The organism is Clostridium fallax (genome assembly GCF_900129365.1).
GTDB classification, from domain to species: domain Bacteria; phylum Bacillota; class Clostridia; order Clostridiales; family Clostridiaceae; genus Clostridium_AH; species Clostridium_AH fallax.
In genome coordinates, this window is sequence record NZ_FQVM01000001.1 from 150,515 (window position 1) to 174,859 (window position 24,345).

Annotated in this window: 21 protein-coding genes and 1 other annotated feature; of the genes, 3 read left to right on the forward strand and 18 right to left on the reverse strand. The window is 25.9% G+C overall.

Annotated features, from left to right (window positions below; translation table 11 throughout):
* Positions 1–98: 98 nt before the first annotated feature.
* The 3 genes from BUA70_RS00655 to BUA70_RS00665 all read right to left on the reverse strand — a co-directional run bounded on the left by BUA70_RS00655 (position 99) and on the right by BUA70_RS00665 (position 6,362).
* Positions 99–1,001, reverse strand: a complete 903-nt coding sequence (locus BUA70_RS00655; protein WP_072892297.1) for a D-alanine--D-alanine ligase — start codon at positions 999–1,001, stop codon at positions 99–101.
* A 161-nt stretch (positions 1,002–1,162) separates the two neighbouring features.
* Positions 1,163–3,553, reverse strand: a complete 2,391-nt coding sequence (locus BUA70_RS00660; protein WP_072892298.1) for a sensor histidine kinase — start codon at positions 3,551–3,553, stop codon at positions 1,163–1,165.
* Between the two features lie 34 nt (positions 3,554–3,587).
* A complete protein-coding gene (locus tag BUA70_RS00665; protein WP_072892299.1) occupies positions 3,588–6,362 on the reverse strand; it encodes a PAS domain-containing sensor histidine kinase in 2,775 nt (924 codons plus the stop codon).
* 178 nt (positions 6,363–6,540) lie between these two features.
* Between BUA70_RS00665 and BUA70_RS00670 the strand changes: the two genes are divergently transcribed.
* A complete protein-coding gene (locus BUA70_RS00670; RefSeq protein WP_072892300.1) occupies positions 6,541–7,401 on the forward strand; it encodes a DMT family transporter in 861 nt (286 codons plus the stop codon).
* On the opposite strand, the gene BUA70_RS00675 is transcribed toward BUA70_RS00670, so the two are convergent.
* From BUA70_RS00675 to BUA70_RS00710, 8 genes are all read right to left on the reverse strand, one after another.
* Positions 7,398–8,453 carry a hypothetical protein gene (locus BUA70_RS00675; protein ID WP_072892301.1) on the reverse strand — a complete coding sequence of 352 codons (1,056 nt, stop codon included), beginning with the start codon at positions 8,451–8,453 and terminating at the stop codon, positions 7,398–7,400. The two genes, BUA70_RS00670 and BUA70_RS00675, sit on opposite strands and share 4 nt — an antisense overlap.
* A gap of 10 nt (positions 8,454–8,463) precedes the next feature.
* Positions 8,464–9,456 (reverse strand): phosphodiester glycosidase family protein, encoded by a 993-nt coding sequence (locus tag BUA70_RS00680; protein WP_072892302.1) that lies wholly within the window; start codon positions 9,454–9,456, stop codon positions 8,464–8,466.
* 457 nt (positions 9,457–9,913) lie between these two features.
* Positions 9,914–10,552, reverse strand: coding sequence for an endonuclease III (nth, locus tag BUA70_RS00685; RefSeq protein WP_072892303.1), 639 nt, complete (start codon positions 10,550–10,552; stop codon positions 9,914–9,916).
* A gap of 11 nt (positions 10,553–10,563) precedes the next feature.
* Positions 10,564–11,265 (reverse strand): lysophospholipid acyltransferase family protein, encoded by a 702-nt coding sequence (locus BUA70_RS00690; RefSeq protein ID WP_072892304.1) that lies wholly within the window; start codon positions 11,263–11,265, stop codon positions 10,564–10,566.
* A gap of 37 nt (positions 11,266–11,302) precedes the next feature.
* Entirely contained in the window at positions 11,303–12,316 is a 1,014-nt protein-coding gene (queG, locus tag BUA70_RS00695; RefSeq protein WP_072892305.1) for a tRNA epoxyqueuosine(34) reductase QueG, read from the reverse strand.
* A gap of 16 nt (positions 12,317–12,332) precedes the next feature.
* A complete protein-coding gene (gene epsC, locus BUA70_RS00700) occupies positions 12,333–12,920 on the reverse strand; it encodes a serine O-acetyltransferase EpsC (RefSeq protein WP_072892421.1) in 588 nt (195 codons plus the stop codon).
* Positions 12,921–12,971: 51 nt separating this feature from the next.
* On the reverse strand, positions 12,972–13,880 hold the full coding sequence (gene cysK / locus BUA70_RS00705; RefSeq protein ID WP_072892306.1) for a cysteine synthase A: 909 nt from the start codon (positions 13,878–13,880) through the stop codon (positions 12,972–12,974).
* 100 nt (positions 13,881–13,980) lie between these two features.
* Positions 13,981–14,211: a binding site (T-box leader), on the reverse strand.
* Positions 14,212–14,285: 74 nt separating this feature from the next.
* Positions 14,286–15,554 carry a magnesium transporter MgtE N-terminal domain-containing protein gene (locus BUA70_RS00710; protein ID WP_072892307.1) on the reverse strand — a complete coding sequence of 423 codons (1,269 nt, stop codon included), beginning with the start codon at positions 15,552–15,554 and terminating at the stop codon, positions 14,286–14,288.
* Between the two features lie 207 nt (positions 15,555–15,761).
* On the opposite strand from BUA70_RS00710, the gene BUA70_RS00715 reads away from it, so the two are divergent.
* Positions 15,762–17,696 (forward strand): YgiQ family radical SAM protein, encoded by a 1,935-nt coding sequence (locus tag BUA70_RS00715; RefSeq protein ID WP_072892308.1) that lies wholly within the window; start codon positions 15,762–15,764, stop codon positions 17,694–17,696.
* A 131-nt stretch (positions 17,697–17,827) separates the two neighbouring features.
* Here BUA70_RS00715 and BUA70_RS12940 read toward each other — a convergent pair whose 3' ends face one another.
* Together BUA70_RS12940 and BUA70_RS00725 are read right to left on the reverse strand one after the other, a co-directional pair.
* Complete coding sequence (locus BUA70_RS12940) at positions 17,828–18,175, reverse strand: hypothetical protein (RefSeq protein ID WP_143762329.1); 348 nt, start codon at positions 18,173–18,175, stop codon at positions 17,828–17,830.
* Positions 18,176–18,530: 355 nt separating this feature from the next.
* Positions 18,531–19,409 carry a YegS/Rv2252/BmrU family lipid kinase gene (locus BUA70_RS00725; RefSeq protein ID WP_072892310.1) on the reverse strand — a complete coding sequence of 293 codons (879 nt, stop codon included), beginning with the start codon at positions 19,407–19,409 and terminating at the stop codon, positions 18,531–18,533.
* Positions 19,410–19,708: 299 nt separating this feature from the next.
* Here BUA70_RS00725 and pssA point away from each other — a divergent pair, with 299 nt between their 5' ends.
* On the forward strand, positions 19,709–20,236 hold the full coding sequence (gene pssA / locus BUA70_RS00730; protein WP_072892311.1) for a CDP-diacylglycerol--serine O-phosphatidyltransferase: 528 nt from the start codon (positions 19,709–19,711) through the stop codon (positions 20,234–20,236).
* Between the two features lie 46 nt (positions 20,237–20,282).
* Here pssA and BUA70_RS13190 read toward each other — a convergent pair whose 3' ends face one another.
* From BUA70_RS13190 to yhbH, 5 genes are all read right to left on the reverse strand, one after another.
* Positions 20,283–20,831 carry a hypothetical protein gene (locus BUA70_RS13190; protein WP_072892312.1) on the reverse strand — a complete coding sequence of 183 codons (549 nt, stop codon included), beginning with the start codon at positions 20,829–20,831 and terminating at the stop codon, positions 20,283–20,285.
* Between the two features lie 159 nt (positions 20,832–20,990).
* Positions 20,991–21,182 carry a hypothetical protein gene (locus tag BUA70_RS00740; RefSeq protein ID WP_072892313.1) on the reverse strand — a complete coding sequence of 64 codons (192 nt, stop codon included), beginning with the start codon at positions 21,180–21,182 and terminating at the stop codon, positions 20,991–20,993.
* A gap of 11 nt (positions 21,183–21,193) precedes the next feature.
* Positions 21,194–21,739, reverse strand: coding sequence for a rubrerythrin family protein (locus tag BUA70_RS00745; RefSeq protein ID WP_072892314.1), 546 nt, complete (start codon positions 21,737–21,739; stop codon positions 21,194–21,196).
* A gap of 63 nt (positions 21,740–21,802) precedes the next feature.
* Positions 21,803–23,173 (reverse strand): SpoVR family protein, encoded by a 1,371-nt coding sequence (locus BUA70_RS00750; protein ID WP_072892315.1) that lies wholly within the window; start codon positions 23,171–23,173, stop codon positions 21,803–21,805.
* Complete coding sequence (gene yhbH / locus BUA70_RS00755) at positions 23,173–24,345, reverse strand: sporulation protein YhbH (protein WP_072892316.1); 1,173 nt, start codon at positions 24,343–24,345, stop codon at positions 23,173–23,175. The genes BUA70_RS00750 and yhbH overlap by 1 nt, the downstream gene beginning before the upstream one ends.

The window sequence follows — 24,345 nt, forward strand, 5'->3', positions numbered from 1 at the left end:
GAAAAACTTCAATATATTCTTAATATATTCTTAATATTAAAAATAAAAAGACTCTATAAAGATTTATTTTTAGTATAAATCCTTTATAGAGTCTTTTATTATCCTCTTACCTTAAGTGAATTTTCTATAATTAAATCTAAAAGTTTTGTAAAGCTTATTCCTACACCAATTGCACTTCTTGGGAATAAGCTATTTTTTGTCATTCCTGATAAAGTATTAACTTCTAATACATAAGGAACTCCATTGCTTACTATCATATCTACTCTACCATATACACTACACTTTAAAGCCTTATAAGTTCTTATAGCTAAATCTTCAACTTCTTTATGAAGGTTTTCTTCTAATTCTACTATAAACTCATCTGCTCCTCCATCAGCATACTTTGAAGTATAATCAAAAAAGTCTGACTTTGGTTTTATAGCTAAAACTGGTAGCATTTTTCCATCTAAAATAGGGCAAGTTATTTCATCACCTTTTACATATTCTTCGATCATAACTTCATTATCCCATTTTAATCCCTCTGCTACAGCATTTTTTACTTCTTCTTTGTTTTTAATAATAAAAGTAGCAACACTTGATCCACCACTATTAGGCTTAATTACTACTGGATATCCTATTTCATCTATTTTTTCATAGTCTATTTCATCAACTGATGTTACATTATACCATTTAGCTGTTCTTATATCACAACTTTTTAATACCTTTTTTGTCATATCCTTATCCATGCATATTGCACTACTTAAAATACCACAACCAGAATAAGGAATGTCCATTGTTTGTAATACTGCTTGAACTGTTCCATCTTCTCCAAACTTACCATGTAATGCTAATAATGCAAAATCTATACCTTTTGCTTTTTCAATAATATCTTCTTTTTTATCAATTACTATAGGAATAACTTCATATTTTTCCTTATCTAATAGTTCTACTATAGACTGACCACTTTTTATAGATACTTCTCTTTCTGAAGATATTCCGCCCATTATTACTCCAACCTTCATGTTTATACCTCCAAGTTATACGTAATATTTAATTTTAGAACTTATAATATTCTTATTTTTTAATAAAATTATGCTTTAAAAACATTTGACTTTCTAAGTATATCACTTTAAATAAAAGTTTTAAAGTTCACTTTAATTTATTAACATATTAATAAATATTTTTAATATATATCTGATAATTCAATAAATATTTTTTCTTCACTTGTTTTTTTAGTCTCAGTTTCATCTATTTTATCTATTTTTTCTGGCTTAATATTAGGCATATAGATTGTAAATTCACTTCCTTTATTAAGCTCACTTTGAACTCTTATGCTTCCTCCATAAAATTCAATTAAAGATTTTACTAAAGATAGTCCTATTCCACTACCTTCATGATTTCTTGTAAAAGATTTATCAACCTGCCTAAATCTTTCAAATATAATTTTTTGGTTTTCTTTTGAAATACCTATACCTGTATCTTTTATTTTTATATATATTCCTTTATTATTGACTATTAAATCCACTAAAATTTCTCCCCCTCTAGGAGTAAATTTTATTGAATTAGATAATAAATTAAGAATTATTCTCTCCATACTATTTCTATCTACATACATGTAGTATTCTTCTTCATTAGTATCAAAGGTAAGAATTAATCCCTTATTTTCTGCATAAGGAACTACAGATAATGTAAGGTTTTCTATTATAGATACTACATTTTCATAGCTATAACTTTTATTTAAAAATCCTGCTTCTATTTTTGTTAAATCTATAATATTATTTATAAGTCTCACTAATCTATAACAATTACTTTTTATAACATTTAAATAATATGAACTTTTTTCATCCTTAAAATCATTTTTTAGCTCCATAAGTTGTATAGCAGAAAATACAACATTTACCGGTGTTTTAAGTTCATGAGATATGTTTGCAAAAAATTCTGTTTTTAATTTATCATAGGCTTTTGCATCTAATAGCTCTTGTTCCTTTTTTTCATTTTTTAAACTTAATTCTTTTATTTGCTTATTTATATTTAGATTTTTTGCTAAACATAATGCCATATTTAACTTCTTATCTTCATCATAAATAGGAACATAATGTGCTTCTAAATCAATATGCTCCCCTAAATAATTTGTAATTTGAAACTTTGCAGTTACCTTTTCTCCTCTAAGTAATTTTTTAGTAATATCTTTATGAAGTTTCTTTCCTTCTTCATCTAAAAAATTATATATTGTATATTTTTTTAATTGATCTATATTCATTTTAAAGGCATCAATCATAGCTGGATTTGCATCTATTAACTTCCTTGGCTTTAATCTTATAATATAAGTAAAATCAGAACACATATTAAAAAAGTTTCTATATTTTTTTTCACTAACTTTTAGTTCTTCTTCTGCTTTTATTCTTTTTGTTACATCTCTTCTATTTATTACCGCCCCAACTACCTTATCATCTTCAAATATAATACTCACTAAAGATTCAACCCAAATACTACATCCATTTTTATTTATAGCCTTATATTCTGTAGAAAAATTAGTCCCATTTTCTAAAGCTTTCTGTACTTTTTCTTTTATTTTTTCTCTATATTCTAGATGTATAACATCGAAGGGAGATTGCCCTATATGCTCTTCCTTAGTTCCTCCAAAAATATTGCAATAAGATGTTGTAACATAGTTTATTTTAAGTTCTTTATCTATAGATAAAACTGTATCTTCCATATTGTCTGTAATCTCTCTTAATTTCTTCTGTAATTTTTTAACTTCATTAACTTTATCATTTGCAAGTCTTAATTTAGCTAAAAATTCACTAAATATCCCTATAACAGGCATTATAAACATTAATATAGTAAGAAGACTAATGGCTGCAAAATATTCTTGCCTAGTTAATACATCTATTATAATAAAAACCTGTTTATATACACAAAAGAAGCAAGTACCTAATATATATTTAAAAAATGATTTATATTTTCCAAAATACTTTTTTAATATAAGTATTAATACTATAAGTTGTAATATTAATACTATAAGATTAATAAAAAACATATATGAATTGTGATCAATCTTATGATTTATAAATAAAGCATCTATTATCCCTATAAAAACCCCAAAGAAAAAATACATTAATGAATAAAAAATCAACTTTTTTCTTGATAAATTATAATATTTACTTTTACTTTTATATGTTATAAAAATCATAATAAATACTGTTATTGTTTTCGTTAAATTAATGTTATGATTCAAAAATCTGTACACTATAAATTGATTATTAGTTATTCTCTCCATTAAGTATACACATTCAAAAGTCTTCCACCCTACAAACATTGCTGAAAGCATAGATATTATAAATAATATATAATCCTTAACTCCTAAATAAAAATAAAAAACCGCTATGGCCGCCAATACCACAAAAAACCATTCAACACCTTCTTCAAGTACTCTAAAGCTCATACTACCGTCATTTAAATAGCACTTTTTTAAATAAGAGCTTAAAAATATTGCACTTATTCCTATAAAAAAATAAATTAATAATGTTTTCCATAATTGTTCATTACTTTCTTCCAAAGTTTTATTACACATAACTAATCATATCCTTTGCTTTATAAATACATCTTTAATTCATAACATCATAAATATCTGAAAATTCAATATTAATCTTCTCAATATTAGCTTGACTTCTATCTTGAAAGTTATTTTTATCTATTTCACAATCATTATTTAAGGGAAGACCTAAAGTAAACTTACTACCTCTTCCTAATGAACTTTTTATAGATATAGAACCTCCATGAAGTTCTGTTAATGATTTTACTAATGATAATCCTATTCCACTGCCTTCATTTTCTCTTGTAAAAGACTTGTCTACTTGTCTAAATCTTTCAAAAATTGAGTCTAATTTTTCTTCTGGAATACCTTTTCCATTATCCTCTACTACAACTAAAACTTTGTCTTCTTCTCTTTTTATATTTACTAATATTTTTCCTTTAGGATTAGTAAATTTTATAGAATTAGATAATAAATTTAATATTATCCTTTCTATTTTATCTGGATCACAATGAGTAAATATCTCCTCATCTTCTGTATCAAAAATCACAGTTATATTTTTATTTTCAGCATAGGTTACTACTGATTGAGTTATCTCTTCAATTACTTTTACTATATTATATTTTCCCATAGAAAGTTTGAAAAAACCTGCATCTATTTTAGTTATATCTATTAAATTACTTATAAGTCTTAATAGTCTATAACAATTTTGCCTCATAACTCTACTATACTTTTCATAAGGCATATTTTCTAAATTATTTTTATATAAATCTAAAAACTGTAATGCTGAAAATATAACATTTATAGGAGTCCTAAGTTCATGGGATATATTCGCAAAAAATTCTGTCTTTATCTTATCATATTCTAATGCCTCATTTAATTTTCTTCTATTTTTTTCATGTTCTTTTTTTAGCTTAATTAAATTTACTTTTTCTGTTATATCCCTAGAAAGACAAAGAACTCTTTTCAAAGTTCCTCCTTCTATTATAGGAGAATAATCAATTTCTAAATATTTTTTCTCACCATTATAAATAAAACTTATAGGATGATCTTTAACAATATATCCCTTACTTAAATATTCTAAAACAATATTTAATGATTGAGCTATATTTCCATCGATTAAATTATAGTAAGACTTTCCTATTAAAGATTCTCTATTTTCACTTATAAATTCGCAAGCAGCAGGATTTAAATCTAATATTGACTTATCATTAACATCTATTAAATAAATACTATCTGGACATATGTTAAAAATGTCACTATATTTCTTTTCACTTTTTATTAGATCTATTTCTATTTGTTTTTTAAATGTAATATCTTTAGAGCTAATTATAGCTCCTATAATGGTTTCATTCTCCACTAAAGGATTAATATAATACTCAACTATTATCTCTAGATTATTTTCTATTTTCATTAAACATTCATTAGAAACAACATCTTTATTAGAAAACGCTTCTTTTATATCATTTTTTACTTTTTCAACATCTTCACTGCAAATATTATGAGTCCACGGCTTTCCTTTATATTCTGTATATTTTCCACCTAAAGCATCTACATAAGATTTAGAGCAGTAGGTTATTTCTCCATTAACATCTATTTGACATATAAACTCACAAACATTTTCTATAACTTGTCTAAATTTTCTTTCACTTTTTTCTGCACTTTTTGTTGCTCTAATATTTTTAGTCTCATCTATAATTAAAATATTAAAATTATAATTGTTATTTACCTCTTCTTCGGTTTTTATAATGTACATTTTTATAAAAACATCTTCTTTATAAATATTTTTAAAAGAAAGATTTTCTTCTAAAATATTATTATCATTAAAATTATTTACTGAACTATAAATCTTATCTAATATATTATTAAAATCATAATTATAATCCGTTAAAAAATTTCCTGCTTCTATATCAATATTAAAATTATTTAAGAGAAAACTTTTAATTGATTTATTTATAAATTCAATTTTTAAATTATTATCTAAAATTAATATACTATTTGGATTTTCATTAGCTAAAGTAAAGAATTTTAAAAGCTTACTTTTTAATTTATTTGCTTCTTCACTTCTTTTATTAGCAAATTCCATAGCCTTTGTAAATTCAAGACAAATACCTATAAGTGGTAACATGCAGTATATTAAATTAAATATTTTTAATGTATGAAACTGAATATCACTTTTTAAGTAGAACAAAAAAAACAATTTACATATAAAATACATTAAATAGTTAATCATAATTGATAATGTAAAGATATCTTTATTTTCACAATATTTATTCCAAACAAAAATTGTTATTATGAAATCAACTAAAATATTTATTACATTTAATATATATATTAATTTTGTATTGAAACTACCATTTAAAATATTATATAAATATAAATTTATAAAACTATTTATAAATGCTAAAATAATTATTAACAAACAAATTTTTTTTATATATTTCTTCTTTAATATTTTATTATTAAACTTTTTTAGGCAACTTACTATTATAACTATAGATATAATAACGTCTGGTATTATACTTATACTTGTTAAAAAATTCATATAAACATCTTCGATTATATAATAATTTTTCAAACCTAAAATAGCATTAAATAAATGTAAAATTGTTAAGTAAAAATATCCAAAGGCAATTGTCCATAAATATAAATTATTTTTAATTTTTGCATATAAAAATGTTCCTAAGGTTAAAATTAAACCAAGTATTAAATCGACAGCAAAAATATTAAGTTGTCTTTGTCCATTAATAAAATACATTCTTTGAATTTCTAATAAAAATAAGGTTAAAAACAATAAAATTGCTCCACAAATTATAAATTCTTTATATTGTCTCACAACTTTTCCCACATTAATTCTCCTTTTTCTATAATTAGTGTAAAATACTCACTATTATATTTTACCTCATTTTTGGTTTTTTTACACTATTTAACATATATATTTTTTATCTTTATTGACCTTTTTTTATTTAATGTCTACAATTGTAGAGTATAAACAATTTAATTTAATAAAATATAAGGAGGTTTTCATGAACAACAAAACCAAAGCGATAATTTTTATAATAATTTCAGCCTTCGGCTTTGCAATTATGAGTACTTTTGTAAAACTATCAGGTAACCTACCTTCTATAGAAAAAAGTTTCTTTAGAAATTCTGTAAGTTGTGTTGTAGCATTTTATCTTATAAAGAAAAGTGGTGCTCCTCTTTTTGGTAAAAAAGAAAATAGAGTTCCTCTGCTTTTAAGATCCTTGTTTGGAACTCTTGGAATTATTGCTAACTACTATGCAATAGATCACTTAATTTTATCCGATGCATCTATGCTTAATAAATTAAGTCCTTTCTTTGTTATTATATTTTCATTTATATTTTTAAAGGAAGATTTAAAACTAATACAAGGAATTGCTTTAGTTGTAGCATTTTTAGGTAGTGTATTTATAATAAAACCATCTTTTAACTCAAATCTACTTCCTGCCCTAATTGGGGTTTTATCCGCTACCTGTGCTGGTGGTGCATATACTTTTGTAAGATATTTAGGTGGTAAAGAGAAAGGGCAAACTATTGTATTCTTTTTCTCCTTTTTCTCTATAGTTACTACATTACCTTTTGTAATATTACAATTTAAGCTATTTACACTTAATCAATTTATTTGTCTTCTAGGCGCTGGTGTCTTTGCCTCAGTAGCTCAATTTGCACTTACTGCTGCATATAAATATGCACCTGCAAGAGAAATTTCCATATATGACTATACCCAAATACTATTTACAGCATTAATTGCCTTTGTTATTTGGGGAGACATTCCAGATTACTTAAGTATTATAGGATATGTTTTAATTCTTTCCGCTTCAATAATTGTATTTATCTATAATAATAAAAAGGATGCACAAGCTTAAGCTTGTGCATCTTTAAATTCTATAATTTTAAGTTCTCCATTATCTAAAGTTATCATTCCCTTATTATACTCTCCGACTAAAACTCCCTTATATGGTATCTCTTCTTTAGTTTTTAAGTTAATAAGTTTATTTTGTGATTTATCATTTAAAAATATATTTCCATTAATATTAAAAACTATTTCTTTAATATCACATGGTTTTGGCATATCTAAAGTACTAAAAGTAATAGAATTTTGTTTTAATGATCCATATAATATTTTAACTACATTATCGCCATTTCTTTCTGCTAAATAAAGATTATCCTCTTTATCAATTCCTATTATATTTATATTTTTAGGGTTTTGTACCTTTATAATCTTGTCATCATCATTGTTTAGAATTTTTATATTATCTCTACTTTTATAAACTAGAGAAGTTCCATTTGGAGGTACTGCAATATTTCCTTTACATGATAAGTTAGACTTAACTAAAGATAGTTGATTCATAACATTAGACATATAAATATCACTTAAGTTATTTCCCCTACATACTTTAATATACATTATATTAGTATCAGAGCAAACTATATCTTCTATTTTATCTTCACTACTTTTAGCATCAATTTGGAACTTATTCATATTAAAATCTAATAATTCTCTTTTTTCGTCTTTTTTAGCATCATAAGAATAGAAAATAAATTGATCTTTTTTCTTTTCTACTAATATAAAAGATGTCTCATTTCCAACCCACTTATAAAATACAACTTTTGCATTTTCCTCTGATTTTATATCCTTAGTATCTCCATTTTCTACATTACATAATTTCAAGTCTCCACTTTCCATATAAGTCATAAATTTACCATTATAGGAGAACTTTAAATCCTCTGCATCATTACTTACTTTTATTTTAGGAGTTGGCCTATTCTTTTCTTTATCTTCTATCTTAACAGCAGTAACTTTAAGTTCATTTTTCTGATATTTCTTTTCAAAAAATACAAAAATACCATTCTGTATAACCAAAGCAACAACCACCCAAATAACTAGGTTTTTTAAAGCTTTCTTATCTATCTTCATATGTTGTTTCCTACCTTTCTACATAAAAGGCTGTGGCAACAGCTCTTTCACCGTTCCATGAATTAGGAGAATTTATAACCTCTCCATTATAATACATAGTTGATGAGTATCCTCCATCTAAATTACCTGCATTAACAGCTCCATAATCTAAAAGAACCTCTTGAACATCATAAAGAGTTGCTCCCATTTTAGTTATACTCTTTCTACCATCAATAACTAAAAATAAAACTGTTCCATCCTCTTTTTGTCCTATTGCTGTACGAGGATTTAATCCACCTTCGTACCTATCTTTAATTAAGCCTTTTCCATTCATAATTAAAGTTGGAGGTCTAAAACACATCGCTTCTTTAACATTTAGTTTTTCTAATTCACTTATACTTCTATCACCAACTATAAGTTTTCCTTCTTTAGTAAATGCTACTACATTTTCCTTTTCTTTTTTATCTATATTATCCTTAGGATAAACTACCTTTCCATCAGATATTACAAATCCTCCTGGCAAAGCACCAGTTCCAGCATACATTGTTCCATCTGAAGACTTGTCTACAAAAGCTCCTCCATTAATAGCTGCAACTGCATCTCTTTCTTCTGCCATTTCACTAGTTTTTTGTCCATTTTTTCCTAAATATTTTGTCATTGCTACTTTTATTTTTGTTGGATCCTTTATTTCTAATAAATATCCATCAAAAGTATCTGTTTGTATATTATATCTAGTAATTTCATTATCATTTTTATATTTAATTTGTACATTAGGGCCACTTCCTGTAACCTCTGTAGTATCTGTTTCCTTTTTTACGCCTAAAGCTTTATCTACCACACTTTGTGGTATATATTTATCAACTAAATATTTATGCCTTGTTTCTAATACCGTTGATATTGCCATTTTTCTTACATTTTCATAAGGTCCATATAAAAATAATATGGGTGTTGTTATTCCCAAAAATAATATTTCAAAAAGTATGAAAAATAGAAATGTTTTTATATGTTTTTTATTCAATTTCATAAAGTCTGCCTATATAATCTGGCAGTCGCCCCCTTTCAGACTTTTTTATTTTATTAGTGTACTTTCCCATAGATAATAAATAGTAAAATCTTTATAATTATATCAAAATTTCTTATTTTATGGTATAAAATTATATTTTCTTAACAAAAAAATATCCATATTACATTTTAATTATATTTATATAATTGTACAATATGAAAATTTCAATTTATAAGTAATAATTTAACTATTTTTGTATAAATAAGCAATACATTTTACAACTTATTTTTAATTATTCAGCTAATAACTTAGCAAATTTTATACATTGTAAATTTTCAGGTCATAAATTTAATAACTTTTATATATCACAAATTTTTTCTAGTTATCATATTTAAAATTATAGAACTCATATTAACATAAAAAGATACATGATTAAAATATAATCTTTTAATCATGTATCTTTTTTATAAAAAATATTTTATATTTTATTCTTATTTTCTTTAAAATAATCACAATAATCTCTTATAATACACTGACCACATTTGGGGTTTCTTGCTATGCAGCATCTTCTTCCATGAAAAATTATAAGGTGATGTGCTAAAGACCACTGATTTTTTGGTATAACTTTTTGCAGTTGCTTTTCTACATCTAAAACATTATCTCCCTTTGCTAAACCAATTCTATTTGCTACTCTAAAAACATGTGTATCCACTGCAATGGCAGGAATACCAAAAGCATTAGACATTACAACATTAGCTGTTTTTCTTCCTGCCCCTGCTAAAGATGTTATTCCTTCCATAGTCTTTGGAACTTCTCCATTAAAATTTTCTTTAAGTTGTCTACACATTAATAATAAATTTTTAGATTTATTTCTATATAATCCAATAGTTTTTATTTTATTTTCTAATTCCTCTTGAGATAATTTTAAAAAATCATCTACTGTTGGATATTCTTTAAATAATGTTTTTGTAACCTCATTTACTTTCTTATCTGTAGTTTGTGCTGATAAAATAGTAGCTACTAAAAGCTGAAAAGGAGATTCATAATTTAATTCACATTTAGCATCTGGATACTGTTTTTTTAATAATTCTAATACTTTTTCTGTTTTTTTATTCATAATTACCTCCCTTATTTATAATATCCTCTATATTGTTCTGGTAATAATTTGGCTATACTATACATTATGTAATTCATAGTTCTATCTTCATATTTATGTTTATCTTCTAACTTTTCCTTTTTTTCAATAGTTATTGGTTCTCCAAAGACTACGTTAACTTTAGCATTATGCCATTTTTCCGCGTCCATATTTCCTTCTAAATTTATAGGAAGTAATTCTTCTGTTCCCCAAATTCCTATTGGAATTATAGTTGCCCTTGTAAGCTTTGCAATTAGCAAAACTCCTTTTTTTCCTTGAAGCATTTCCTTTTTTCTACTTCTCGTTCCCTCTGGAAATATTACAAGATTTTCACCACTTTTAACGATTTTAATTATCTTTGATATAGCATCTTTATCTGCTGAATTAGGCTTTATTGGTATTGTCTTTACTATTTTAGTTCCTAACTTTGTTACTGGATCATTTGATAATTTTACTCCTGCAACAAAATAAGGATCGTATTTCCTAAGCACCTTATTTAAAACAAGACCATCTGAATTACTTAGATGATTTGATACAAATATTTTAGGACCTTTAACATTATCTATTCTTTCTATTCCTGTAATTTTTATATCTGCATATTTTTTTAAATCTTTTTTTACAAGCATATAACTTATTTCTCTTACCCACTTTTCAGGTAATTTATCAATTAAATAAGCTACCCATGATGGAATCATAACTATCACCCTTCCCTTTTTACCAAATAATAAAATTTTACTCTGTCTTAGATAAATCTAAAATCCTATTTTTATACTCCTCTAAATAAGATGATTGGAATTTCATATTATATATACCTTCTTCTATTTCTTCTTTACTTAAAGCATATTTTCTTATTATAGAATTTCTACTTAAAACATTTTTTCCTCTCCATCCACAAGAAGTTAATTTTATACTTTTATTAAAATCTCCCTTAGTTATGGTTATTAGTTTATCTGTAAGATTTTCATTCATAAAATCTAATGGATAAAATTCTTTTATACCACTATACTTTATATATTTATTAAAAGGACAAACTTTTTGACAAGTATCACATCCAAATATTCTCCCATTTAATATATTAAACCATTTATCATCTATATCCTTTTTTTGAGTTATAAAAGATAAGCATATATTACTATTTTTTTTGTTTTTATTTATTGATTTAGTTGGACAATTTTTATAGCATAAATCACAAATACCACATTCCTTAAATTTTAGTAAATCTTCTAAATGTTTTCCGTCATCATCATAACTTTCCATAACTAAATCAGTAATTATTTCTCCTAAAAATACATAAGAACCATATTGCTTAGTTATTAACATGTTGTTTTTACCAATAAATCCTATTCCAGATAAATAAGCTATATATCTTTCTGGTAAGGGATTACTATCTACAAATCTTTCTGCCTTTCCTCCTAGAGTTTCTATAAAACCACATATTTTTTCTAAGTAAGAATTTACTACCTTATGGTAATCTTCTCCTCTAGTATATACTGAAAAACCATTTTCTTTATATTCATAATTATGTAGATAAGGGAAAGCTATAGATATTATAGTTTTCCCTTCATTTAAATACTGTAACGGATTTATTCTTTTTTCTAAAATTTCTTCTTCAAAAGGATTTTCTAAATTTAATTTTTTTCTATCTAATAGAAAATCCCTTAGCTCAATAAATTCTCTACATCTTACAAAACCTATTAAATCTAATCCTAAGCCTCTGCAAAAATTTTCTATATTATTTCTAATCATTTTTATCTACCTTTATTTATATAATCATATTATTATATATTGTCTTCTTTTCACCAATATAATTCTCTATTTCAATTATAACAGAAGATTCTTTTCTTTCTATATTTTTTGCCGGAATTCCAACTGCTGTTGAATAGGCTGGTACATCTTTTACAACAACTGCATTAGCTCCAATTTTTGAATTATTCCCTATATTTATAGGACCTAATACTTTAGCACCAGAACCTATTATAACATTATCGCCTACTGTTGGATGTCTTTTTCCCTTATCTTTCCCTGTACCTCCTAAAGTCACTCCATGATAAATAGTTACATTATCTCCAACCTCTGCTGTTTCTCCAATTACTATTCCCATACCATGATCCATAAATAGTCCTCTTCCTATTTTTGCTCCAGGGTGAATCTCTATTCCAGTAAAAAATCTTCCTAATTGAGAAATAAGCCTTGCCATAAAAAACATCCTTTTACTATAAAACCAATGAGATAATCTATAGAAAATTAATGCATGAATAGAAGGATATAAGAAAAAAACTTCTAAAAAACTTCTGGCTGCCGGATCGTTTTTCATAATATTTTTTACATCATATTTTAAATTTTTAAACATAAAATCTCCCTTCCTTATCTTGATTACAGTAATAAAAATTCCTTTCATTCACTAATCATAAAGTCCCATAGATAAATACTTTTCTCCTCCATCTGGTGATATTGCTAATATTTTTTTATTAGGGCCTAATTCTTTTGCAACAGTTAAAGCTCCAAAAAGTGAAGCACCAGAAGATATTCCAATTAATATTCCTTCTTTTTCACTATATGATTTAGATATCTTAAAAGCATCTTCATCCCTTACTTTAATAATTCTATCTACTACGCTTTCATTATAAATATCAGGTATAAATCCAGCTCCTATGCCCTGAATTTTATGAGGACCTGCCTCTCCTCCTGATAGAACTGGTGAATTAAAAGGCTCAACAGCAATTATTAATATATCCTTTTTCTTTTCTTTAAGCTTTTTACCTATTCCAGATATAGTTCCACCAGTACCTACTCCAGCTATAAAAACATCAAGGTCAGGTATATCTTTTAATATTTCCTCTGCTGTAGTTTCATAATGCTTTTCTGCATTTGCTAAATTGTTAAATTGCTGCGGCATAAAGTATCCCCTGTTTTTTACTAATTCTTTCGCCTTTTCAATAGCGCCTTGCATTCCTTTGCTTCCATCTGTTAGTATAAGCTCTGCGCCATATGCCTTTATTATATCTCTTCTTTCTTTACTCATAGTTTCTGGCATAGTTATTATAACCTTATATCCCTTTAATCTTCCTATCATAGCTATACCAATACCAGTATTTCCACTTGTAGGCTCTACAATAATATCCCCTTTTTTAATTATCCCCATTTTCTCAGCTTTTTCTATCATTCCTAAAGCAGCTCTATCTTTTATACTCCCACCTGGATTAAATTTTTCAAGCTTTAAATAAACTTCTGAATCATTATTTCCTACTAAATTATTTACTTTAACTATAGGTGTATTTCCCACTAAATCTAAAACATTATTAACTAACATATTAAAACCTCCAAAAATATTATTATAAAATAATCTATATTAAATTTTACGTAAAATTTTTTATTTTAAATTTGTATACAAAAAAAGCCTCATCTCTATCTCTAGAGACGAAGCTATAACTCCGCGGTTCCACTCTAATTAACTTAAAAGTCCTCTTAAATCAAGCACAAATATGCTCTATTACTATAACGGGTAATCCCGGGATACCATACTAAAGTTTCAGGTTCCAACTCTATAGTGCACTTCACATAAATTCTAAGTAGAAGGCTTTCACCGTTCCTTCCTCTCTGTAACTATCCTCTACGCTACTTTACTACTTCATAGTCTTTTCCGAGTAATCTGATAAGAATTATATATTTTATTATATGCTAAAATTGTTAAATGTCAACCAACAATTTTATACATTTATTTTTCCTTTTTCTCTCTTTTCTTTTTCCAAGCTGGAAGAAGTATTTCATCTATTATATCATGCATTAAAACTACCCCTACAAGCTTATCTTCATTATCTAATACTGGTATAGAAAATAAATCATATTTAGTAATTAGCTCTACTGCTTCATCTATTTCTAAGTTATCCTTTAATACCGCATCAGATTTTTTCATAATTTCTTTCATATTTACATTATTATTAGCCATTACTAAATCTCTAATATCTACAACTCCCTGAAGTCTCTCTTCTTCATCTGTTATATAAATATAATACATAACTTCTTCTTCTGGTTCTGTTTCCTTTAATAAAGCTACAGTATCTCCTACTGTTAAATCCATATTAAAGGAAATAAAGTCCTTATTCATTATACTTCCAACAGACTCATCTCCATACCTTAAAAGCTCTTTGATTTCTTCAACGTCTTCATTTTCTAGATTAAATAAAATTCTTTCTCTTTCGTCCTCATCTAATTCCTCTAAAAACTCTGCAATTTCATCATTAGGCATGTTTTCTAAAACTTCTAAAGCCTTACTATCACTTAATTCTTTTATAAATTCACCTTTATATTCTGGCTCTATTTCCTCTAATGCATCAGCTACTAAGTCATCATCTAAAACTTCAAATATTCTTTTTCTTTGCTTATCATCAAGTTCTTCTAATATATCTGCAAGATCTGCTGGGTGAAGAGTTGATAACTTTTTATAAGGAACCTGAATTTGAAGAGCATCATTAACCATTTCTAATGATTCAACATCATCCCACATAAGAACTCTATCTTCAGTATCTTTTCCTAAAAGTTTAAGAATTATCTTTCCAAGTCTTTCTATTCCCTTTCTTCTAAATTTAACAAGATTACCTGTCTCAACAGCTACAACTCTATATTCACCAGCAATTTCTGCTATTCTTAAATCATTAACTCTAACTACTTTTTTACCATTTATATCAACTATTTTTTTATCTAACAAATGATGAGATAGAAGATAGCTATAATTTCTCGGAAGAATTTCTTTTCCTCCCTTACTCTGTATTCTTATTTTTCCATTTTCCTTCATATAAAATCCAATATACCTAAATTCATAATCAAATATAGAATTATCTATTTTTACCCTATATCCAATTATCCTAGGATATCCATCCTCTGTAGTAACATAAACGTCTTTTAATATTCCAAGCACATCATCAAATTCGTCATATATTTTTTTATTTAATATGTTACTAAATAGAAATACCGATAACTTCTTCATGTCCTCACCTCTTACCTATATAATTCTGTACTATTTTATATTATAACACTTATACTTTGCAACAATAGTAGTTATTAAATTAGTGTTTTGTTATTTTTTTATTTATAAATATCTATTTTATTGTAAAACTTACTAATCTCCTCTTACTTTATTTTTTATAATCCTTATGCTAATATTATTTAGTAATTTATAAAAGGAGTTTTGTATATGAAACTAGCAAAAAAATTTTTACCTATTTGCAAAGAAGATTTAAAAAAAGCTAATATAGATACACTAGATTTTATTATTGTAACAGGAGATGCTTATGTAGACCATCCATCTTTTGGTACTGCCATAATCGGAAGGACCTTAGAAGCTTGTGGATTTACAGTTGGAATAATAGCACAACCTAATTGGCATGATGCAGAAGATTTTAAAAAACTGGGAAAACCTAAATATGGATTTTTAGTTAACTCTGGAAATATAGACTCAATGGTAAATCATTATACTGCTGCCAAAAGAAGAAGACATGATGATTTATACTCCCCCGGTGGTAAATCAGGATTTAGACCAGATAGAGCAGTAATTGTATACTGTAATAGAGTACGTGAAGCTTTTAAAGATGTTCCTATTATAATTGGTGGAATTGAAGCTTCACTTAGAAGATTTGCCCATTATGATTATTGGGACAACAAAGTTAGAAGAAGTATTTTAGTAGACTCAAAAGCTGATTTGCTTATATATGGTATGGGTGAAAAAACAGTTACTCAGATAGCTAATCTTGTAACCTATGGAATGGACATAAAAAAAATAAATGATGTTAGAGGAACTTGTTATATGACAAATGATATTTCATCATTAAAAGATTATATAGAAGTTCCATCCTTTGAAGAGGTTTCAGAAAATAAAAAATCTTATGGAGAAGCGTATAAATTAGAATATTATGAACAAGATTCCGTTAGAGGAAAAACAATTGTACAAAAGCATGGAGACAGATATTTAGTTCAAAATTCTCCTCAACTTCCATTAACTGAAGAAGAGATGGACTTTACATACAATCTTCCATACATGAGAAGACCTCATACAATTTATGATTCTCAAGGAGGAATCCCTGCAATAAATGAAGTTAAATTTTCTATTACTAGCCATAGAGGTTGTTTTGGGTCCTGTTCTTTCTGTGCATTAACTTTTCATCAAGGAAGAATGATCCAAAACAGAAGTAGTGACTCTATTGTTGATGAAGCTAAACTTCTAACAACCTTTGATGATTTTAAGGGATACATTCATGATATAGGTGGTCCTACAGCAAACTTTAGACATAAAAGCTGTAAAAAGCAAGAAACCTATGGAACTTGTAAAACAAAGCAATGTATGTTCCCAAAACCATGTAAAAACTTAATTATAGATCATAAAGAATATTTAAGTGTTTTAAGAAAAGTTAGAAGTCTTCCTGGAATAAAAAAAGTATTTATTCGTTCTGGAATAAGATATGATTATTTAATTCATGATAAAAATAATGAATTCTTCACAGATTTATGTAAGTATCACATAAGTGGTCAATTAAAGGTAGCACCAGAACATGTAAGTGATAAGGTTCTTTCTCAAATGGGAAAACCTAATAGAGAAGTTTATGATAGATTTGTAAAAAAATATTTTGAAATAAATAAAAAAATAAATAAAAAGCAATTTCTTGTACCTTATTTAATGAGTTCTCACCCTGGAAGTGATTTAGATGCAGCTATAGAACTAGCATTATATATAAAAGAAATGGGTTATACCCCTGAACAGGTTCAAGATTTTTATCCTACACCTGGAAGTCTTTCTACCACTATATATTATACTGGAATAAATCCTTTAACAGGAGAGAAGGTATATACACCAAAAACTCAAGAGGAAAAAGACATGCAAAGAGCCTTAATGCAATTTACAGTTCCTAAAAACTACAATACTGTAAAGAAAGCATTAATAAAAGCAGGAAGAGAAGATTTAATAGGAAAAGGACCAAACTGTTTAATTGATTGGAACGGCCCTAAACATAACAGTAAACAAAATCAAAGAAAACATAAAAGCTCACAAAAAAATAATGATAAACCTTCTTTAAAAGGTAATAAAAGTTTTAAAAAATCAAAAAGAGATTTTCATTCTAATAAAAATAGAAATTAAATATTTTACACTAAACAATTTTTATAAAAATAACAGCTACAAGATAAAGTTTAACTTTTATCTTGTAGTTTTTTGTTAAATAGGATTAATATTTTAATAAAACTTATAAACTAATTTCAATATAAACTTTTCTAATTATTTTTTTTAAAACTATCATAAGAATATATAGATAACCATAATACAACTACAGTTCCTATAAGAGAATATGGAAATATTTCCACTTTTAAAATTTTTAAAATCATCTCAAAAATTATTATCATTATAGTTCCCATAGTATAGTTCATTCCTATTTTATTTATATAATTTTTATTGAAGTTAATTTTACAAACTAATAATAAAAATACTAATATTCCTATATAAATTAAATCCATTATTAATTGGTTATTCAATGATATTGAATAACCTATAACTTCAGATAAATTAATTTTTGTATCTGTTATTTTTAGTATTATAATATAAATTGTCCATATAACAGCCATTATCACATAACTAAAATTAAAGTTTACCTTAAAATTTCTCCAAAAAATATAAAAACAATTCCAAATCATTAAGGGAATATATATAAATCTTAAAAATACTAAATTTTTAAAATATATAACATTTATTTGTTTGCTTATTAAAGTTAATATTATCAATGAAATAGTCTCTATTATTATTAATGATATAATAATTTCAGTAAAAATTTTTATTTTTTTAGGAGCTTTTTTTAATGTTATCAATAATAAATTTAAGGATAAAAATAAAATAAGTAACAACATAAGAAAGTATAGAAAAATCCTTAGCATATTTCTCCTTCTCTTAAAGTATTGTTACTTATATTTATTAAAATATGTTTTATTTTATTCCTAAAACTTTTATGCCAGCTTTATGACACTTTATTTCTATTGGAAAATCCGGTCCCTTTTCTCCATCAATATCTGTTACTATGTCTTCATTAGATTCTATTTTTATTTCACTAGTTTTAAAATATAAAACTTTATCCTTTTCTTCTAAATGTTCTCCTTTTAAAACCTTTATAAATAACGGTAATAATTCTTTTATAGGAACTGCTTTAAATACAATAACATCTAATTTACCATCCATTGCATCTGCTTCCGTAGCAAGTTTAAAATTTCCAGCTGTTTGGCCATTAAATACAAGCATTAAATACATATATCCATCGAAGTTAACTTCTTTTGAAGTTATTTTAACTTTAAGACTTCTAAAATTAGGTAACTGTTCTATCCCTTTTAAATAATAAGCTAATTTTCCTATAGTGTTTTTTAAGTGATCATCAGTTTTTTGAGAAACATCTGTAAATAATCCAGTACTTGCTACATTAATAAAGTATTTATCATTAATACTACTTACATCTACACCTTTAGGTTCACTTTCTAAAATTTGTATACATGCCTTCTCTACATTATTAGGTATTCCTAAAAATTTAGAAAAATCATTAGCTGTTCCTACTGGTAAAATTCCTATAGGTATATCTAAATTTCTTTCTTTCATTTTGTTAACAACTGTATCTACTGTTCCATCTCCACCTGCAACAAGTACATAATCTACATGGATATTGTCATCAAAGGCTTCTCCTAAATCTTTTCCTCTTTCTATTCTATAAACTATAACTTGATATCCATATTTTTGATGAACTCTTATTACTGTGTCAATTTCATTTAGTATAAGATTTTCACCTGAATATGGATTATATATAAATTTCACCTTTTTCATACAAAATTACCTCCGTGAATCTAAAACCTAGTTGAATCTAAAAAACTTATTATGTATGTTAAAATTATGTAAATATCTCTATTAATTTATATAAAATTATACCATCTAAGATAAACACTGTCGAGTTAACAAAAATATACAAATTCATTGTAAACTTATTTAAAATCTTTTGTTAAGTAATTATTAAGTAATTGTTAAGCTAATATTAAGTAAATATTTCTCAAATTCCCCTTATACTTTTTATTTAATATGTTATAATTATAAATGGAATTATATTTAATTTTACTAGGAGTGATTTTATGAGGAAAAGTTGTTTACCAAATGTATTTACCTTTGCCAATTTATCTTGCGGTGTATTTTCACTATTATGTACAATACAAAAAAACTATCTTTGGGCATCTATATTTATAATTTTAGCTGCTCTTGTTGATAGATATGATGGAAGAATCGCTCGTTTCTTTCAAGTTTCTAGTGAACTTGGAAAAGAATTAGATTCTTTAGCTGATTTAGTATCCTTTGGTGTTGCTCCATCAATATTAATGTTTACTTTATATAGTTTAAATAATTTTGGTCCATATGGTATTTTAGGCTACATATTAGTTATAGCTTATCCTATATGTGGAGCATTTAGACTTGCAAGATATAATGTATCAAGTTTTGATGGTGTATTTACCGGAGTTCCTATAACTATAGCTGGTAGCATAATAGCTATTTTTGCTCTACTAACATTTAATAGAGTAAGTACTATGACTATGGTATTAGGAATAATATTTATTATTGCTTTCTCTTATTTAATGGTAAGTAATTTTAAATTAAAAAAAGTTTAATTTAAATTTAAGAGGATATCCAAAAAGGATATCCTTTTTATATTATTTAATCTATATCCTTTTTATTTATAAATTCATCAAGAGGTTCTTCCTGATAAGGCGGATCTACCGGCTCATTATCATTACATTCTCCATCACAAACATCACAATCTTTACATTCTTTATTAAACTCTTTTTCAAAATCCTTTTTAGTCTTTCTTCTTTTTCTCTTCTTTTTTTCTCTCTCATCATTATTCTTTTTAGCATTAAATTCTTCTCTTTTAGAGTTTTGAAATAGTAATTCATTATCTATTTCAGTAAGAATAAGCTTTTTTTCTGTTTTTAAAGCTATAATATCAGACTTTAATCTAATATAGTCTAAATAAGCACACTCTACACTCTCTAAAACATCTAATAAAACATCTATTATTTCACCTAATTGGTTTGCTCTCTCTATTGCATTTCTTACATCTTTTTTTCTAGCTAAAGCAATATTATTTAGCTCACCTGCTCCACCTATTAATAATCTATATGCATTAACATATTTAGCTAAAAGTTCAGTTAAATTATTTACTTCACAAAAATATGCATCAAACAATTCTTTATAGCTATCCATTTTATCACCTTTGCTTTGATTGCTATTACAATAAATATATTAGATTTACTTTACATTATTCTTTAAGTAAAAAATTTAAATTTATTTATGTATGAATAAATCTAAAAGAAAAAGCCTGCATTATATTATATGCAAGCTTTTTTTAATAATTAATAAAATCTATATTATTCTTATACCTAAATTTTCTACAAACTCCTCATCAATATCGTCAAAAATATTATTAAATGAAATATTTTCATCATACCGTCTTAAAAGATCAAAATCATGTAATATTTCACCATTTATATTAAAGTCTTCAGTATTTTTAATTAAAACAGGGAAAAAATATTCTTTAGGATATGAAAAATACATTTTTTATCCTCCTACTTTTTTTCACACTTACAATAAAGTTTAAAATATCCCCTTGGAAACTTGCATAAAGGACAAATTTCTGGAGCATTTTTTCCTATGTGTATATACCCACAATTTAAACACTTCCACATAGTATCTTCTTTATTAGAATTATAAAGATTTTTGTTTTTTAACCCTTCATATAGCATCATAAATCTTTCTTTATGACTTTCTTCAACTTCTCTTAATTCTTTAAAGAAGTCAGCAATATCATTAAACCCTTCCATTCTCGCTGTATTTTCAAAATCTTTATATATACTTTCTGCCTCTTCGTTTTCTCCCATTGCTGCACTTAAAAGATTTTGTTCTGTGGAATTTATCATTTTTAAGTATCTTTTAAAAACTTCTCTAGCATGAGCAAATTCATTTAAAGCAGTCTCATTAAAAACCTTTGCTATCCAATAATATCCTTCCTGATTTGCTTTTTCACTGTATAAATCATATCTATTTCTCGCTCTAGATTCCCCAGCAAAAGTTTTTAACAAATTTTTTTCTGTTTTTGTTCCACTTATATCCATTTAACTCTCCTAAGGATTGCTTACTGTATTAATTTATGCTATAAATTACTTTTTGTTACTTATCTAATTAATTAAAATCCTATTCTTATCATCGCAGGTAATATATATTTTTTCTCCATTTAAATTTTTTGTTATAAGTCTTACTTTATTCCCCCATAATCTTTGTATATATTTTAAAGTTTCTTTACAATAATTTATTTCTAGCTCTCGCCCATCAAATATATGCTCTAAAGTTAAAGTATTATTTTTTATATTTAAGTTTTCTACTCTAATATACGGAACAGCACTTATTCCACATTGTAAAATTAAATTATCTCTAATTTTTTTCCAACCAATTTCGTCAGCAATTTCTGCTACAACATAGTCATAAGTTTTTTTACCATATTGAAATAAATTTAATTCCCTACAAAGTTCTTCCGTTAAATATTTTCTAAGAAAAGAACTGTCTCTTTCCAGTGCTCTAACCTCTAGTGCTTTTTCTAATCCATATTTTTCATGAATATTTTCAAATATTTTAAATCCTAAATAATATGGATTTAAAGAACCTATTACCGGTGCTATTACATCATTGTGTCTTTTTAAAAACTCAAAATAAAGACCTTGAGAAAGCTCTAATTTTTTAAGTATATTATAATGACAGAAACTAGCCCATCCTTCATTCATAATCTTAGTTTCAATCTGCGGAATAAAATATAAGCTCTCTCTTCTAACTATTTTTAATACACTTTTTTCCCATTCTTCTAGATTTCCATAATCTATTAAAAATTGCATTAAATCATCATCAGGTTCTAGAGGAACCTTAGATAAATCTGGCTCTTTAATCAAATTTCCATAATCTAATATTCCTTTATTTTCTATAGATTTATTATAATCTTCTAAAATATTTTTTTTAATCTCTTCTTGAGATATTTTCTTCTCTCCTACAACCCTTGGTATCTGGAACCTAATTGTATGAGCTGCATCTAAAATCTTCTCTACTTTTTTATAACCTATATTAGGATCATTAATATATCCCTTTATAATTTCTCCATCTAATTTAAACATCTCTAATACCGTATCAGCTCTTGTTCCTTCTTTAAAAAGTCTATTATTTTTAAAGAAATCATTATGTCCATAAACATGGGCCATAGTTAAAATTTGTAATAAATCAGTGTTGTCCTTCATCAAATAAGCAATACAGGGATTTGAATTTATAACCATTTCATAAGGAAGTCCCGTTAAATTAACTGAATATAAAGCTCTATTTTTTTCATAAGCTTTTCCAAAACTCCAATGTGAATACCGAGAAGGCATTCCCAAATATGCTTCATATGCTAACATATCTTTATATGTTATAATTTCAAATTCTTGAGGATAATAGTCTAATCCAAAATCTTTAGCTACTTTTTCTATCTTATTATTCCATCTTTCTAAATCCTTTAAATTAAAATCCATTATTCCTCCTCCTTAAGTTCATAACTAAGCATATTTTTTATTGCTTTAAATAATTCTTTCTTATCCTCTATTGTTACTGATATAAAATTACTCTTTTTGATTTCCTTTTGAAATTTTTCATACATAGTAGAAGAATAAGTTGAAGGTAAAAGTTCTGCATATCCAAACATATTGCATATATCACAAAGTTTATTTACAGCATCTATTGCATTTTCATTATCCTCACTCCAGTTATCCCCATCAGATCCATACATAGGATATATATTCCAAAGTTTCGGTGGGTATTTACTATTTATTAAATCCAATGCTTTATTTAATCCTGAAGAAATATAAGTTCCTCCTGATTCTCCCTTATGAAAAAATTCATCTTCACTAACGATTTTTGCAGTAGTTGTATGAGATATAAACTCAAAGGCTATATTACTATATTTTCTTCTTAAAAATTTAGACATTATAAAAAAGAAAGATCTTGCTAAAAACTTTTTTGTATTATCCATAGAACCTGAAACATCCATTATAAATATCATTACAGCATTGCTTTCTCTTTTAGGTTTCTTTTTCACCTTATAATATCTTAAATCCTCTTCTCTAAAAGGAAATCTTTCAAAAGAATCCTTAATTCCTAATTCCCTTAAAGCTCTTTTTTTACACTGTTTTCTTGCAATCTTAGCCATAACTGTTTTTTTCTTTGCAAGTCTTGGCTTTATACCATATCTTTGATATCCTCTTTTTCTACTTGTAGATTCTACTAGTATATCTGAAAATTTCTTCTTATCTAAATTAGGAAGGTTTAATTCATCAACTATATACTCTAATAGCTCCTCTAGAGTTATTTCAGTTTCATAAATATCTTCTCCTTCTTTATTTCCAGCCTTACCCTTTGCTATTTCTTTATAAGATCCATCAATTAATCTATCATCTCTTTTTTCATCTCCTGTACCAGTTACAACACCTTTATTATTCTTTCCAAAAATAAATTGATATTCTTTTATGCCTCTTATTGGAATTTTAAATTTTTTATTTTTACTTTCTCCAACAATGCTTTCTTCTGATAAAATATCACCTAAATTTTCCTTTATAGAATCTTCTACTAATTGTCTATGTCTTCTTCTATCTTCTATTGTTCTATCATATTCTATAGGATTGTCGCTACTATCTCTAAAAAGTGCCAT

Coding starts and splice junctions, on each gene's coding strand:
- epsC (WP_072892421.1), bottom strand. CDS start 12,920: ATGTTTAAAAATTTAAAATATGATGTAAAAAATATTATGAAAAACGAT.
- BUA70_RS00750 (WP_072892315.1), bottom strand. CDS start 23,173: ATGGATTTTAATTTAAAGGATTTAGAAAGATGGAATAATAAGATAGAA.
- BUA70_RS00710 (WP_072892307.1), bottom strand. CDS start 15,554: ATGAAGAAGTTATCGGTATTTCTATTTAGTAACATATTAAATAAAAAA.
- BUA70_RS13190 (WP_072892312.1), bottom strand. CDS start 20,831: ATGGATAGCTATAAAGAATTGTTTGATGCATATTTTTGTGAAGTAAAT.
- yhbH (WP_072892316.1), bottom strand. CDS start 24,345: ATGGCACTTTTTAGAGATAGTAGCGACAATCCTATAGAATATGATAGA.
- BUA70_RS00670 (WP_072892300.1), top strand. CDS start 6,541: ATGAACAACAAAACCAAAGCGATAATTTTTATAATAATTTCAGCCTTC.
- BUA70_RS00690 (WP_072892304.1), bottom strand. CDS start 11,265: ATGATTCCATCATGGGTAGCTTATTTAATTGATAAATTACCTGAAAAG.
- BUA70_RS00675 (WP_072892301.1), bottom strand. CDS start 8,453: ATGAAGATAGATAAGAAAGCTTTAAAAAACCTAGTTATTTGGGTGGTT.
- BUA70_RS00740 (WP_072892313.1), bottom strand. CDS start 21,182: ATGTATTTTTCATATCCTAAAGAATATTTTTTCCCTGTTTTAATTAAA.
- BUA70_RS00680 (WP_072892302.1), bottom strand. CDS start 9,456: ATGAAATTGAATAAAAAACATATAAAAACATTTCTATTTTTCATACTT.
- BUA70_RS00655 (WP_072892297.1), bottom strand. CDS start 1,001: ATGAAGGTTGGAGTAATAATGGGCGGAATATCTTCAGAAAGAGAAGTA.
- cysK (WP_072892306.1), bottom strand. CDS start 13,880: ATGTTAGTTAATAATGTTTTAGATTTAGTGGGAAATACACCTATAGTT.
- pssA (WP_072892311.1), top strand. CDS start 19,709: ATGAGGAAAAGTTGTTTACCAAATGTATTTACCTTTGCCAATTTATCT.
- BUA70_RS00660 (WP_072892298.1), bottom strand. CDS start 3,553: ATGTGTAATAAAACTTTGGAAGAAAGTAATGAACAATTATGGAAAACA.
- BUA70_RS00715 (WP_072892308.1), top strand. CDS start 15,762: ATGAAACTAGCAAAAAAATTTTTACCTATTTGCAAAGAAGATTTAAAA.
- BUA70_RS00725 (WP_072892310.1), bottom strand. CDS start 19,409: ATGAAAAAGGTGAAATTTATATATAATCCATATTCAGGTGAAAATCTT.
- queG (WP_072892305.1), bottom strand. CDS start 12,316: ATGATTAGAAATAATATAGAAAATTTTTGCAGAGGCTTAGGATTAGAT.
- BUA70_RS00745 (WP_072892314.1), bottom strand. CDS start 21,739: ATGGATATAAGTGGAACAAAAACAGAAAAAAATTTGTTAAAAACTTTT.
- nth (WP_072892303.1), bottom strand. CDS start 10,552: ATGAATAAAAAAACAGAAAAAGTATTAGAATTATTAAAAAAACAGTAT.
- BUA70_RS12940 (WP_143762329.1), bottom strand. CDS start 18,175: ATGGCTGTTATATGGACAATTTATATTATAATACTAAAAATAACAGAT.